Annotated in this window: 10 protein-coding genes; 3 read left to right on the plus strand and 7 right to left on the minus strand. The window is 41.8% G+C overall.

What is annotated here, in order from left to right; genetic code table 11:
- Positions 1–62 precede the first annotated feature (62 nt).
- Positions 63–362, plus strand: coding sequence for a hypothetical protein (locus I8748_RS27650; protein ID WP_198127719.1), 300 nt, complete (start codon positions 63–65; stop codon positions 360–362).
- Between the two features lie 63 nt (positions 363–425).
- Here the strand turns inward: I8748_RS27650 and I8748_RS27655 are convergent, their stop codons facing one another.
- The 3 genes from I8748_RS27655 to I8748_RS27665 form a co-directional block, all read right to left on the minus strand.
- A complete protein-coding gene (locus I8748_RS27655; RefSeq protein ID WP_198127720.1) occupies positions 426–1,520 on the minus strand; it encodes a nucleotidyltransferase domain-containing protein in 1,095 nt (364 codons plus the stop codon).
- Positions 1,521–1,852: 332 nt separating this feature from the next.
- Positions 1,853–4,120 (minus strand): caspase family protein, encoded by a 2,268-nt coding sequence (locus I8748_RS27660; protein ID WP_198127721.1) that lies wholly within the window; start codon positions 4,118–4,120, stop codon positions 1,853–1,855.
- Positions 4,121–4,366: 246 nt separating this feature from the next.
- Positions 4,367–7,162, minus strand: a complete 2,796-nt coding sequence (locus I8748_RS27665; protein WP_198127722.1) for a CHAT domain-containing protein — start codon at positions 7,160–7,162, stop codon at positions 4,367–4,369.
- Between the two features lie 147 nt (positions 7,163–7,309).
- Here I8748_RS27665 and I8748_RS27670 point away from each other — a divergent pair, with 147 nt between their 5' ends.
- The gene (locus I8748_RS27670; RefSeq protein ID WP_198127723.1) at positions 7,310–7,897 is read left to right on the plus strand and encodes a Uma2 family endonuclease; all 588 of its coding nucleotides are present in this window, start codon (positions 7,310–7,312) and stop codon (positions 7,895–7,897) included.
- Between the two features lie 80 nt (positions 7,898–7,977).
- On the opposite strand, the gene I8748_RS27675 is transcribed toward I8748_RS27670, so the two are convergent.
- From I8748_RS27675 to I8748_RS27685, 3 genes are all read right to left on the minus strand, one after another.
- Positions 7,978–9,117 carry a tetratricopeptide repeat protein gene (locus tag I8748_RS27675; protein WP_198127724.1) on the minus strand — a complete coding sequence of 380 codons (1,140 nt, stop codon included), beginning with the start codon at positions 9,115–9,117 and terminating at the stop codon, positions 7,978–7,980.
- A gap of 467 nt (positions 9,118–9,584) precedes the next feature.
- On the minus strand, positions 9,585–11,735 hold the full coding sequence (locus I8748_RS27680) for a S8 family serine peptidase (RefSeq protein WP_198127725.1): 2,151 nt from the start codon (positions 11,733–11,735) through the stop codon (positions 9,585–9,587).
- 105 nt (positions 11,736–11,840) lie between these two features.
- Positions 11,841–12,116, minus strand: coding sequence for a hypothetical protein (locus tag I8748_RS27685; protein ID WP_198127726.1), 276 nt, complete (start codon positions 12,114–12,116; stop codon positions 11,841–11,843).
- Positions 12,117–12,502: 386 nt separating this feature from the next.
- Here I8748_RS27685 and I8748_RS27690 point away from each other — a divergent pair, with 386 nt between their 5' ends.
- Positions 12,503–13,300, plus strand: a complete 798-nt coding sequence (locus tag I8748_RS27690; RefSeq protein WP_198127727.1) for a Uma2 family endonuclease — start codon at positions 12,503–12,505, stop codon at positions 13,298–13,300.
- 243 nt (positions 13,301–13,543) lie between these two features.
- Here the strand turns inward: I8748_RS27690 and I8748_RS27695 are convergent, their stop codons facing one another.
- Positions 13,544–14,575 carry a tetratricopeptide repeat protein gene (locus I8748_RS27695; protein ID WP_198127728.1) on the minus strand — a complete coding sequence of 344 codons (1,032 nt, stop codon included), beginning with the start codon at positions 14,573–14,575 and terminating at the stop codon, positions 13,544–13,546.
- Positions 14,576–15,034 lie beyond the last annotated feature (459 nt).

Genomic DNA, 15,034 nt, shown 5'->3' on the forward strand with positions numbered 1-15,034 from the left:
GCTCCCCTGCACCCCTGCTCCCCCTGCTTCCCCTGCTTCCCCTGTTCAGCACTCAACTAACTATGAGATTTTGGAATTTTTGGTTAAACAGCTTTATTCTAGCTAGCCAATACAATCCACCCAGGTTTGTAGAGTTATTGATGCTCATGCTAGCCATTGCGATGTTAACAATTGCAACTATTGCACCAGCAGATAGACCTTATTTGGTGCTAGGCTTGAGTCTTGTAGTTGGGGCATCAATTTCTATCTTAGTACGAGAAGCGATCGCTCCCTCACCCCAGACGCGAGTCACCCAACTCACGGCATTATTATTGCTTTTTATTAGCTTTTATGGCTTTGCTGATTTGCTGCAAACTCTTTAAGTCAGTTGTCAGTTGTCAGTTGTTAGTTGTTAGTTGTTGTAACCACTGACCACTGACTAATGACTATTGACTCCATCGTTGCATTTCTACTAATTCCATACACAATTGATTAATTTGCTCTAAATCAGGTTTAGCAGGTAAGGTTGATTCTTCGTAAACAATTTCCATTTGGGTAACTAAATCCTCTGCCATTTTCATCACTTGCTCATAAGTATACTCACCCTTAAGAATTGCTCTTAAATCTTCAACATCTCCAGCAGTCCTTCTATCTACAATTATCTCCCCTTTCTGCAATATTTCTAGTCCACTGCGTAGCAATCTAATGCAGTGCATCCCATGCTTCAGGTCAAAACCGGACTTTCTTTCCATCTCTGCCCTTACTGGATTTCTATTTTCTTGCCATGACAAATAAGCTTTCCATTCACGTAAAGCTATTTGATAGTTTTGACTTTTTTGCAGCAGGCGAATAAAATCCTTACGGCTATTAGTTAACTTTTGAGTATATTCTAAAGTTTCATCAGGTAAAGTATATTGTTTCAATACTCCTTTAAAATCGATATCTGCCGTCAGCAATTTATATAATTGTTCAGCTTCTTCTAAAAACTCAATTCTTCCTCTAATTAAGATATAAAGATACTCTAAAAAAGCATTGAGTTCATCTTTGATTAATGGGGCTTCATCTTCTATCCCAAAATCTGAGGGTAGTGGTTTCTTTGACGGGGGATTTAATAACCACTTCCGATGAGTTTCCATTTTCTTGATTTGAGCAAAAGCATAGCCGGAGTAAGTATGTTTAACTTTCTTACTCAAAAATAGCTTTTTATGACTAATTAACTTTTGACCGACTGAAGTTAAAACAGGATAGTTATGCAACCACAGCAATTCTAAAACATTAGGATTTGCACCAGATAATAATTGCAATATTTTCTTGAGTTCATATATAACTGTATCTTTGTTGTTATCAAGGAAAGGAAATATTCCAGGTTCATCCCAACCAGCATCTTTTTGTTCTATATGATCAAATCCCAAGTAGTACCTCTTGGGTGCAATGAATACTCCTCGAAAATCAAAATCTGAATCAGGACGGTTTAACCCATAGCCGTGGCTACCTGCTAAACCAATCAAAATTGTTCTTTGTTCAACTTCTATTCTTTTCACTCTAATAACCTTTAGCTAATTGTTAAATACAGTCGGGGTTTATGGTAATTGGCGATTGGTAAACTGTATTTTCTTTCCGATTACCCACCAAACCAACTATATCGTAAGTAATTAGCCGAACTTGATATTACCATCAACCAGGAATGCCTCATACCGTTTTACTTTAAGGTTGATACATTTAGTCCAGCAGAGGAGCAGGGGGGCAGAGGAGCAGAGGAGAAATTATTTGTATCATTTATTTAGTGAAATGGTATCAAACGGATAAATCCGCCTCAGCAGCCTAGCACGTACCCGTAAGCCGAACCCAAACTGACTAACCTTGTTCTTGAACATTAAGACTCAACTACCTCAAATGCAATTGCCATTGCTGCCAGTTTTGTAGTGTCAATCCCACGAACTCCTGGTGGTAGTTGTATTTCTTTGACACTAATACCACCACGAGTCCCTGCATCTAAATCATCTAGTAAATTATTGGTCACATCTAATAATTCATCACTTACAGAAATGGGTGAACTGCGATTGGCAAATCCTCTTGATCCAGCAATTTTTTGTAAGGCTTGTAAAGAAGTTCGTAGGGGGGTGGTACTGGCAATAATTAATGCTTCTGAAATTCCCAAAGGTTTATCAATGTTCAGTTCAAAATCATCATCAGGCTGAGGAATTACTTTTGTTTGGTTTGCGTTTACCAAAGCAGCATTTTGTGAAGCTGACCAATCAAAAGGAAAAATGACTGTCATTTCTCCTGCGGCATCAATTACTAAAATGCTGACGTAGAGTGGCTGAGATTCGTTATTTTGTATTTGAAAGTTAACTTTGGTTCCTACAGATAATTGACGTAACCCAGTATTTGAAAAGTTAGCAGACGCAGATGGCGGTTTAGGTTTTGGCTTTTTAGGTACTTTAGTAATACCCCGAATGGGAAAAGTTTCTCCCAGAATTTCATTACTACCAGCAACATTCATCGAAACAGTGACGTTAATTCGTGATGAATTTGTATTGCTGAGTATTTGCTTAACTATTCGTGCTGCTAACAGTGACTTGAATTTTGGTTGCAAACGTTTTACAGCTTCATTTACAGGTTCATTTGGTTTGCCAAAAGAGTTAGGGATAATTTGGTCTTGACTGGGTAAAAATAAACCTAAACTACCGATTTTTGGTAGGTTGAATAATCCCTTTTTCTGTAATTGTTGATATTGAGTCTGAGTCATGCGCCCAAAAATATATTGCACTTCTTGCTGTCCCAAAGGTTGGGGTTCAATGCGAGGAAGTGCTTGCATAGTTTGTATTGCTTGTTGGGCTGTTTGCTCATCAAGAGATTCATCAATACCAATTTTTAAAGTAGGATTATTAGGAATGCTGCGGATACGTTCTTGTAATAAAGTTCCTGGTTTAATTTTGCCGATTGAGCGTCTATTTGTGAGTGTACCTTTGCCTACTAATCCTTGACGTGATTCTAACTTCATTAATCCGATTTCATTACCTTGAGCATCCAAAACTGAGAATAGGGGATTGTTTGTGAAAGCTTCTAAATTTTGCGAGTCAATACCACCCAGCCATAAATCTGCTTGACTACCTGTTACTTGGGTGACTACAGCTTCCGCTGGAATGGCTTGCACTGGTGTGAAATAAATGAGTGTGTTAGCATTGGCGCGGCTGAGATTCGATTCCAATTCAGGGTCTTGAGAATTGCCGTTTTCACTAGCTAATAATTTTGTAGTGCGGGCAATATTTGCGATCGCACTATTTACAGATTCTCTACCAGTTTGTTGCCAAAGATATTGAGTTAACACATAGGTAAACGCCCCAGCATGAAAGCCTGCAAAAGGCACATCAGCAGCGTATTGTTCCTTTCTGGCGCTGGCGATAACCACACCTTTAGCAACTGCTTGTCTGCGTTTTTGGATAAACTCTTGCTGAGAAAGCTGAAGTCGCCCAAGCCATTGACGCTGATATTCTAACTCTTCTGCACTGGGTTGTAGCAGTGCGCCACCAGCACGCGATCGCACTCGCAAATTCCCCCGTTTCCCACCGCCAGAAAAACAGCTATCGAGTACAACAGTAACATTATCTGTTTTGAGTGCATACATCAGTAAAAACAGCGTGTGTCCCATAATGTCTTTGACTGCACCACCAGACACAGGATATCCTGCTGGTAAAGCGCTATCTATGGGGACTAGGGTGCTATTGAGTCCATCGGGTGAATCTCTATCTGGGTCTTGTATTTGGGAACCATGTCCAGAAAAGTGAAATAACACCACATCCCCAGGCTGGGCTTGATTAATTAGGTGAGTTTCAAAAGCTGCGAGGATGCCTTGACGAGTCGCTTGTTGATCAGTCAAAGTGAGAATATTTTCCGGTTTAAAGCCAAAGCGGTAAATTAATAATTGTTGCTGCAACTTGACATCATTAACGCAACCTTCCAAGGGGGGTAAACCATCATTTTTGGAATATTGATTAATTCCTACGAGTAATGCTAGTTTGCGACCTGTATTTTGGGCAAGCACTTGGCTGTGGCGCTTAATATCAAACTGGCTTAAGCCTAACGTTGTGAAAGCAGAAGCAGAAAATTGTAGAAATTGACGACGTTTGATGTAGGGCATAATTGGGAATTGGGCATGGGGCATTGGGCAATACGGTTCGGTTAAAGGGGAAAGGGGAAAGGGAAAAGGGGAAGAAAAACCTTTAACCCAAGCCCAGTAACCTTTTCCCCAAAACCTATTGTGAGTTTAAAATGCTTATCCGAACCGATTGGGGCATTGGGCATTGGGAATTGGGAATTGGGAATTGGAAAGAGTGTTAACAACTGACAACTGACAACTAACAACTGACAACTGACAACTGACAACTCACTCAGATTCACCGATTAATGTAAAAGCAGCCCAATGTAAGGGATTTTGATATTTTTTCTGTGTTGTAAGCATCGCTTTTCGTAATGCTGTGGCTTTGTCGAACTTTTGCAGATTTTGATAAAATTCAGTCATTAATAATGATGTAGAATTGTCATTAACTGACCATAAGGAAACTATCACACTGGGCGCACCTGCGGTAATTAATGAACGAGATAAACCAATGACACCATCGCCTGTAATGCGTCCGCGTCCGGTGTTGCAAGCACTTAAAACCACTAATTCGGCATTGAGTTTAAGTTGTAAAATCTCTTCAGCGGTAAGTAAACCGTTGTCTGTTGCAGTGGGTGCTAATGCGATCGCACTTTGTAATCCTTGAAAGTCATCGAATATTCCATGAGTGGCTAAATGTATAATTCTGGCTTTGGGTATTCGTGCCAAAACTGCGGCTTTGGTGGCTGAGTCACCTGTGAGTATTGTGGTGTTGAGTAAGGGTGCAATGGCTTGTGCTTCGCGTTTTGCGCCTGGTAAATTCTGCAACTTTTCTGGTTTTTCGCCAATTTTGGCGGCAACACTGGGCATGGTAGGATTTCCTAAGACCAATGCTTCACTCACGCCTGCAAGTTTGACTTTTTGGCGTTGCTGGCGAGTTAAATCTAAGACTTGAATTGATGGGGCTGTGAGGATTGTGTGTTTGGCAATCAAATATTTACCCTGTTTATCTTGCAGTGCGGGGAAGGGAACCAGGAATAAGTCACGTTGGGGAACGAAAATCACACGCTGATTTTCCTCACTGGGAAGGAGGTCTGCAATAGGTTCAATTAATAGTTGATGCAATTTTTGTAAGCTTTGTGTTTGCAGCTTGTCATCAACAGGATTCACAACTTCAGCTTTAAAAATACTGCGTGTTACGCCAATGGAGTCGCGGGTGGTAGTAACGACTTGTGCAAGGGTTGTATTTTGTTTTTGCCAAAGGGGTTTGAGGTCAGCTTTGCGAAAGGTGACTTCACCCGTGGGTTTGATTACCCAAATGTAGAGTTCTGATTCATTGGTTTCTTGTTTACCTTGAATTTTGAACTCGTCAGGAATAATAGAATATTCAACCAAAGTAGATGAATGCTGTTTGGCAATTTGTTTTAGCAGCGACAGTGTAGGTTCTACAGTTGGAACTGCATTTTTACCAGACAAGCGTGAATTTAACAGATCCACAAGCGCCCTGCTGCGTCCCTGCTCAGAAATTTCTAGTGCATCATTGGTTTTATTCTGAGCAATTAGAACTTGTTGCAGTGTGCGGTAAGTCCGAGCTTGTTCTTCAAAAATTGAGACTTTGTAAGCATCATTGTTACCTAAGTCTCTTCTGATAGATTTCCGTACTTCAATCCCAGCACGCAGGATTTTTTCAGCTTCTTTGAGATTGCCAGATTTCTGGAAAGCTACTCCTAAATTGTTTAGAGATTTTGCTTCCCCATTACGGTCATTGATTTCTCGTGCAATCGCCAAACTCTGCTGCTCATACTCAATCATTTTGGTGTAGTCTTTCAGGGCACCGTAAGCAATTCCCAGATTACCAAGAGATCGTCCCTCCCCATTACGGTCATTGATTTCTCGTGCGATCGCTAAACTTGAGGAGTGGTACTCAATGGCTTTTTTGTAGTCTCCCAGGGCATAGTAAGCAAGTCCCAGATTACCGAGAGATCGTTCCTCCACATTACGGTAATTGATTTCTCGTGCGATCGCCAAACTTGAGGAGTGGTACTCAATCGCTTTGGTGTGGTCTCCCAGACCATCGTAGGCAAGTCCCAGATTACCCAGTGCATTCCCCTCCCCTAAACGATCTTTGATTTCTCGTGCGATGGTCAATTTTGAGGACTGGTACTCAATGGCTTTGGCATAGTCTCCCAGGGAAAAGTAAGCAATTCCCAGATTGCCGAGAGCAATCCCCTCCCCTAAACGATCTTTGATTTCTCGTGCGATCGCCAAACTTAAGGAGTGGCACTCAATCGCTTTGACGTACTCTCCCATAGCATTGTAAGTAATTCCCAGATTGCCGAGAGATTGTTCTTCCCCTACATGGTCTTTGATTTCCCTTTTGATAGCCAAACTTGAAGAGTGGTACTCAATCGCTTTTTTGTAGTCTCCCAGAGCATGGTAAGCAAGCCCCAAATTGCCAAGAGATTTTCCCTCCCCTACATGGTCTTTGATTTCCCTTTTGATAGCCAAACTTGAAGAGTGATACTCAATCGCTTTTTTGTAGTCTCCTAGAGAAAAGTAAGCATTTCCCAGATTGCCGAGAGCAGCCCCCTCCCCTTGGCGGTTTTTGATTTCTCGTGCAATGGCCAAACTCTGCTGCTCGTACCCAATCGCTTTGATGTAGTCTCCCAGAGCATAGTAAGCAATTCCCAGATTGCCGAGAGATTGTCCCTCCCCTAAATGGTCTTTGATTTCTCGTGCAATGGTCAAACTCTGCTGCTCGTACCCAATCGCTTTGATATAGTCTCCCAAGGCATAGTAAGCAAGTCCCAGATTGCCGAGAGATTGTTCCTCCCCTAAACGGTCTTTGATTTCTCGGTAGATAACTAGCGCCTGTTGCCAAGACTGTAACGCGGCTTCAAATTGACTTGTTTGATACTGCTCAATACCTTGCTGCAACAGTCGGTCTGCTTCTGCTTTCCGGTCTGCTGGGGTTTGTGCTAATACCTGCGTTGCTGGAAATAGTATTAGCTGATGAGCAAATGGCTGTGAAATTACCAGAATGAGCGTGATCAATGCAATTAAACAGAGTTTTCGATAACGCATAGTTGGGATTGAGAGTTAGGAGTTTTTATATAGGAGGGGAAAATTTACCAACATATATCTTTCGTCGGTGGGAGGATATGCAAAATTCAGCCACTAGTTTATAAATCAAATAATATTGCTACATAACAGTTAAATCGGTGATGTCCCATGAACGTTGTCACACCAAAGCGATTCACTATTGACGAATATCATCGGCTGATTGAACTGGAATTTCTCAAGGAGAGCGATCGCATCGAATTGATTCGCGGAGAACTAATTCAGATGGTAGCCAAAGGCACAACTCATACATTTTGCACAACTCGACTTTGTAGACAGCTGGATCGATTGCTGGGCGATCGGGCTGTTGTGCGTTGTCAAGAGCCTATCATACTACCATTAGATAGTGAACCTGAACCAGATGTGGCGATCGCACGAGGAAACGAAACTGACTATCTTCCCCATCATCCTTATCCTGAAGATATTTTTTTAGTGATTGAAATTTCCGACTCAACCCTAAATTACGACCAAACAACAAAGTTAGAAGTCTACGCAGAAGCCGGAATTTTTGATTATTGGATTGTCAACTTAAATATTCGCCAACTTGAGCATTACAGCCAACCTTATCAAAATGCTCAAGGTAAATTCAATTATCTCAGCAAGCAGATATCTTTGCCACATCAGTCAGTGGCGATTCCTGGATTTGAAGATGCCTTATTAGACTTGAGTCGAATTTTTCCTACGGTTGTAAGTAAGTAGACGCGATTAAACCAAACTATGTAAAGTTTTGTATGGGTAAAGGGAAAAGGTTAAAGGGAAAAGGTTTTTCCCTTTTCCCCTTAACCTTTATAAGCTATACCAAGATTGATGAGCGCCAAAAACTCTATTTGTTGGTCTTTGATTTGTTGTGCTATCGCTAAAAGCTGTTGATAATATACAATTGCTCGTGGGAATTGTTTTAGCTGCTTATAAGCTCTGCCGAGACTGAATAATGCAAGTAACTCGCGTTTTTGGTCTTTGATTTGCTGTGCTAGCGCTAAAAGCTGTTGATAAGATTCAATTGCCCGTGGTAAATCTTTTAAAGCTGCATAAGATTGGGCAAGATTTTCCAGGATAACTACCTCAGTTTTGCGGTCTTTGATTTGCGGTGCCATCAGCATATATTGCTGATAATATTCAATTGCTTTGGTGTAGTCTTTCAAAGCAAAGTAAACACTTCCCAGATTGTTCAAGGCTATACTTTCAGCTTGACGGTCTTTGATATCTCTAGAAATTGCTAAACTTTGCTGGTAGTAATCAACTGCTTTGGGGTAATCTTCATGGAAATTGTAAATATTTCCTAGATTGCCTAGAGCATTTCTTTCACCCTTGCGGTCTAGTATTTCCCTAGCGATCGCTAAACTCTGTTGCTGGTAGTTAATAGCTTTGGTGTAGTCTTCTAGTTTTAAGTAAGCAATTTCCAGTTCACCCAGAGATTGCTGTTGTGCTGCGCGGTCTTTGATTTCCTTGGCGATCGCTAATCTCTGCTGTTGGTAGTCAATCGCTTTGGTGTAGTCTCCTAACTTTAAGTAAGCACTTCCCAGTCCACCCAGAATATTTGCCTGTTGTTGGCGGTTTTTGGTTTCTCGTGCGATCGCTAAACCCTGCTGTAAATAATCAATCGCCTTGGCGTAGTCTCCCAAGATATTGTAAGCTACTCCCAGATTATTTAATACCGCGCCCTCTCCTTGGCGGTCTTTGATTTCTCGATAAATAATTAGCGCCTGTTGCACTGACTGGAACGCAACTTCAAATTGACTTGTTTGAAACTGCTCAATACCTTGTTTCACTAGCCGTTCGGCTTCTGCTTTGCGATCGGTGGGTGTTTGTGCTAATACCTGTGATGCCTGAATTAGTACGGGAAAGTTAACAGCACAAGGTATTAAACCAGTCAAGATGAGAGTGATAAACGCGATTAAATCAATTTTTGGAGAATACATAAGTTATCATGCCCAGTGTTGAGTTTTAAAAAGGCTCAAATCTTGCACCTGCCCAATTTCCCGCCAAGAAATTTATTTCACAGGCTAAAAGCTGAAGTAAGCTCAAGCTTACTAAACATCAATTTCAGTCCGTTAAAACGGACTTTAGCTATAAGCCTTGAACTTAAGTTCAAGGCGTACTCAGGGTCAGATGCAAGATCTGAAAAGACACGGCATAGCGCGTCTTTACTGATTTTTGAGTCAGAGTTTCAAGTTAGTTCAAGCAGGTTTCACTATATATATATTTCAGCAACGCGAGGATATGTAAGTTAAAGTGAGTTCGATGAACCTCTTCCCAACCCCTCTCCGACGCGGCTACCGTGTACACAAGTCAAAAAAACCATTAATACAAAAGATTTGAGTTTGGTAGGGTGCGTTAGGACAAGAGTCCATAACGCACCCTACAAAACTTAATTACAAATTACGAATTACTTCACCGCCTGTACTGCTGCATCTGCATTCACAAGTCCTTTACCAAAGAAGTACTCTTGACCTTTGACTGAAGAAGACACTGCACCTTTGCGCCGTTGTGAACGATATAATCTAGCATCTTCCTCAGAAATATTCAGCCATTCATAACTAGCTGTAGATTTAAGGATACTGACTAAACGTTCTCTGGGAATTTGTTTATTTTCTCCTTTCATCAATGCCACTACCCCGGCTACGGCTGGTGCAGAGAAAGATGTACCCTGTACCCACCAATATTTACCGCGTTCATCCAACACTGAAGACCAACGAGAGTTAGGTTTGGGTATTCCTTGCCAAAAAGCATCTAGCCAAGTACCGCCTGTGGTGGGAATTCCGCCGATAAATCCTGGTGTGTCAAAGTCTCCTCCTGGTGCAACTACATCTAATCCTTTGCCGTAGTTACTGTAAGGAGCGCGATTCCCTAAAATATTAGTTGCACCAACGGCAACCACTCCCGGATATGCAGCGGGATAGGCTACTTGGTTGGAGTTTTCGTTACCAGCAGAAGCGACAATTACCAGTTTAGGGTTAGCTTTGAGGATATCAGCGATCGCTTGTTCTTCTCCTTCTGTAGGAAGGGTACTACCCAAGCTGAGATTAATGATATCAGCACCGCGATCGCTAGCATAGCCAATAGCCTCAATATAAGCAGAAGGGCTATAACTACCATTTAATCCAAACAGCCGCACGGGTAAAATTTGAGCATTGGGAGCTACACCCACTAATCCTTGATTATTTTGGGATTTAGCTGCAATTACACCACTCACCCAAGTACCATGAAATTCTCCCCCGACTTTGTAAGTCCGAAAAACGTAACGTAAAGCTTCCGCAATTTGCCCTACAGAATAATCTGGTTTGTTTTGCTTAACTTCCGACGCTTCTTCGGGGTATTGCTGCACCAGTTCGGCATCAGAGAGTTTGAAAGTATCTTGAAATCTGGCTTTGAGGATGGCGAGTTCGTCACGACTAATACGCGTATCGCCATCACCGATTTCACAGGGTTCGAGACTATTACCACCACTAGAAAAATCCCAGCCGTGAATTTCATTTGGGCATTTGTCAGCAGCTTTGACGGTGTACAAACTACCAGCCAAATCAGGATGATCCCATTGAATCAGGCTGTCTAGAACTGCTACAACTACACCGCGTCCTCCATTACTATGTTTCCAGGCATCAGTAACGCGAATATCTGTACGGGATACAGTAGACTTTGTATTTGCAGTCGGGTGTTGCAAGCAGTTTTGCAGTGATTCCCAACCAGATATTGGCTGTGACAAACATTGTTTTAAAGGTTCACTGTCCAAATGCCACGCCAGTCCTAGTAAGTTGCTTTTCACAGAAATGGCTCTAGTATTGGGAATTGGGGATTGGGAATTGGGAATTGGGGATTGGGTATTGAGAAAACTCTTGCCCAGTTCCCAGTCCTTAGTCCCTGATCCCCAGTCCCTTCTCACTGATTGGATGAAGTTGGGAGCAGCAGAAGTGACTCCCTTAACACTGTATAGTTGGTTAGCGACATTGAGAATTTGTGTTCCAGCTGCCGCCGTGGACTTAACTAGATAGCGATCGCGATTGAAGCGCAACGGACGTACAATTGCCAAATTATTCTGCTGTAAAATCGCCTGTCTTTGACTTGGTGAAACTTTGGGTTCAAAGCTCACAATAATTTCATTGGGCAAAATAATAACTTCTTTGGTTTCCCGGCGAGTCAGTACTGGTAAGGTATTTTCTACGTAAGGTTGTTGTTGAATGCGCTGTTGAATAGTTGCGGCAACATTGGGAACTTGAGTTGGCAGATTGACAACAGCATAGTTTTCACCCAAAGGACTAACTGTAGGTGAATTACCTCCTCGAACACCACCTTTAAGTGATTCTTGGAGTTGCAAGTAAAGAGGTTGAGCCGCAATGCCACGGGTAGCGACTTTCTTAAAAGAGACAGCGATCGCATCCTGCCTTTGATTTAAAGGAATACGTTGTCCTTTATACATGTAAAATAAATCATTGCCTTCTTGAGTTTGAGCAACCGCCGTCACTTGCGGTGGAATGGAGAACATACCCAGCCCAGACCAAATACAAGCAGTTAGCAAAATACCAGATGTGATGCGTTTCATAAATTTTAGTTAGTTGTTAGTTGTTAGTTGTCAGTTGTAGGGGCGGGTTTTGCAATATTACTCAATTGGTAGCAAGTTATCTAGATAAACCCGCCCGTACAGGGGTCAGATGTCAGTTTTTAACACTCTCCGCCCGCGAGTGCAAATACGTTCGGAAAATTCGAGTGCAGCAAATATTTTATTTTTTTCAGCTAGGGTTTTTAACATTTGATTATCAGCCTGATTTTGTTTGGTAGTAAGATTGTTATTTAAACTTTGTGCTAAAACTCTGTTATCTTGAAATTCAAGGAATGATATCCAGTTTCGATTACTAAAATCGCAAAATATAGAGATAGTAGTTGAAATCAGAAAAAATATCATGAATTGAGGAATTGTTTTCACAGCTTACTCCATAAATTTTATGTTTTTAATAGCCTGACGCTATTACTTATTTAGGCAATTTCCTAGATTTTGTGTTTGATGATTGTCCAGAATAGATACAAAAATACCAGCAGCAGTGAAAATGAGCGATCGCATCATAGGTTTCATCATATTTTCCTGGTTTAGCGCTAGTTCACAAGTTATTGATTCTCCAACTAAGTGAGAGTTAACTGTGAACTCACAGACATATATCTTCAGGCGGTGAGAGGATATGTAAAAACTGGAGAAAATCTTGTCAATTAGGGTTATGCAGCAGATAAAACGGTAGACGGGTGTGTCAGCGATCGCCTGCACGCCTGTCCTTGAAGAGATACAATAAAAAATAAAATTAAATTCATGCTGTGTCTATGGCAACCCAACTCGGTGAAGCAAAATCACTAACTGAACCAGTAATCTCTTGGGAAGCGTTGCCCGACGATTTTCAATTAGAGGATGAACCGGTGGAGAATATAGGACAGCCTATTTTGGCTGGTGCTTTGCGTGAAAGTTTAGAAATCAGTGGTTTCATCCAACCGCAGATGTTAATAGCTTCAAATTTTGCTCTTTGTGCAACTGTTAACGGGCAATTTATAGTTAAGGCATCTGACTGGGTTTATGTCCCGTCGGTTAATCAAGTTGTGGAAAATCGTAAAAGTTATACACCAAATTTAGAAGGTGATATTCCAGCGATCGCGATAGAATTTCTCTCTGACACTGAGGGCGGAGAATATTCATTCAAGCGAACTTATCCACTGGGAAAATGGTTTTTCTACGAGCAAATATTGCAGATTCCCATTTACGTAATTTTTGAACCAAATAGCGGTTTATTGGAATTTTATGAATTAGAGAATAAACGCTATGAATTAAAACAACCCAATGAAAATGGTCATCATTGGGTTGAAGCAATAGGCTTATTTTTGGAAACTTGGCAAGGTACAAAAGAATCTCGAACTGGTTACTGGTTGCGGTGGTGGGATGAAACCGGGAATTTGTTACCCTGGGCTGTGGAACAAATTGAACAGGAACGCCAACGTGCTGAACAAGAACGTCAACGTGCTGAACAAGAACGTCAACGTGCTGAACAAGAACGTCAACAAAAAGAACGGCTGATTGCTTATTTGCAATCTCAGGGTCTTGACCCGAATAATTTACCTACCTTGGAGTAGAAAAGTACAAAATCAATCAAGTTACTTTAGTCAAGCTCAATATTAACTTGAGCTTGATCATTATTTCTTACTTGGCGCTCTTGGCGTCTTGGTGAAGCAGTCGCAGTCTTGGCGCCTTGCGTCGATTGCGTTAGCGCAGCGTTAGCGACGCAGGAGCGTCACTGCTGAACCCGGAGGGCGGTTCGTTTAAGAAATAAAAAGCTCATCTTTATAGAGAATTGGTATTACCAAACAATACAATAATTAATTTGTACTTTTGCTCACTGGAAGAGTCAGCCCTGTGACAATGTAGAAGCAATGAGCATACTCTGTAGCGTCTTTTAATGCCCATTGACCTGTAAATGGTCGCACCCTACCACCTGCAGATTTAACAACAACGTCATAGGTTCCGGGTTTGAGAACATATCGTCCTATAGGGCCTTTGTTTGGACATTGCTTTGGTGCTGTGTCAACATATCTTCGACAGTCTTTGCAAGCTTGTAATTCTTCAAACCGCGGCTGGGAACCGCTAAACACAATTTGCATCGGTTCTGGGGAGTCGTTGCGGATGAAGACAACAGTAGAACCTGTGGTAGTTCTACCTGTGGGGCTTGGTGGGGATATTTCCCCAGCACTGTCGGTTTTAGCTGCTGCTAAGGTGGCTGTTGCTAGGGCAGTTTTGATTTTCGGTACTAAACTGTGTTTTGGATAGTTTTGCAGAAAGTTTTCGTATACAGCGATCGCTTGATTATATTGGGCGTTTTTAGTGTAAACTTGACCACAGGCTTGATAGTAATATGGTAAGTTTTTCTTGGGTTCGGGTAGCAGTTGATTTTGCAGAATTAAATTAAATCGCTCACAAACTGAAGCCTTGACAATTTCGTCAGGTTGTGATTCCTGCAACAAATTAGAAGCTTTTTGACGAACCACAGGCAACAGAGGACTATTATTATAACTTTCAATGAATTTGGTATATGATTCCATTGCTGTGGTGAAATTGCTCTGGTTTTGTGCGTCAACTCCTGTTTGAAAGGCTTCACATTCGGCTTTTTGGGCTTTAGCACGGGCAATTTCAGTTTCATCTAATGATGGGCTGTCAACAATATTATTAAATAAGTTAATTGCGGTTTGACAATCTGCTTGTTTGTAAGCAGCTTCTGCTTGATTGAAAGTATTTCTATCGCTGCCACATTGAGGCAAAATCATGCCTACAAATATCACACCTAATGTCATTAAACCAAATTTGGAATATTGCCAAAAGCGATCGCTATGTGAGTAATGATAAGAATTAGACATGGTGGACTCCTGATAGATCAACGTGAGTTCGATGAACCTCTCCCTCCCGGCCTCCCTCTCCTAAAAAGCGTTCGCGAAGCGTCTCCGTAAGGAGAGGGAGGAAGAACGAAAAAATCACGGTTTTACTCCCCTCTCCTCGTAGGAGAGGGGCTGGGGGAGAGGTCAAAACAGCGCTTGTCGAACTCACATTAAATCAAGTGCTGATACTGGGAGGGTTGCTAACACTGACATATATCTCCCAGATGGGAGAGGGTATGTAAAAATTAGGTTTTTACATACCCCCACATCGCTTGAAGATATATAAGAATTAGTTCTGAAGCGGTTGTGAGAAATGATGCAGCGTTTATCTGAGTTACCTATAGCGGTTCTCACTTTGTTGCAATGCAGTCGGAACCCCACCCCCAGCCCCTCCCCGTGAACGGGGAACTCGGGGCCCCCTCTGGGGATTAGGGGCAGGGG

Origin of the sequence: Amazonocrinis nigriterrae CENA67 (assembly GCF_016056305.1) — a bacterium.
Classification (GTDB): domain Bacteria; phylum Cyanobacteriota; class Cyanobacteriia; order Cyanobacteriales; family Nostocaceae; genus Amazonocrinis; species Amazonocrinis nigriterrae.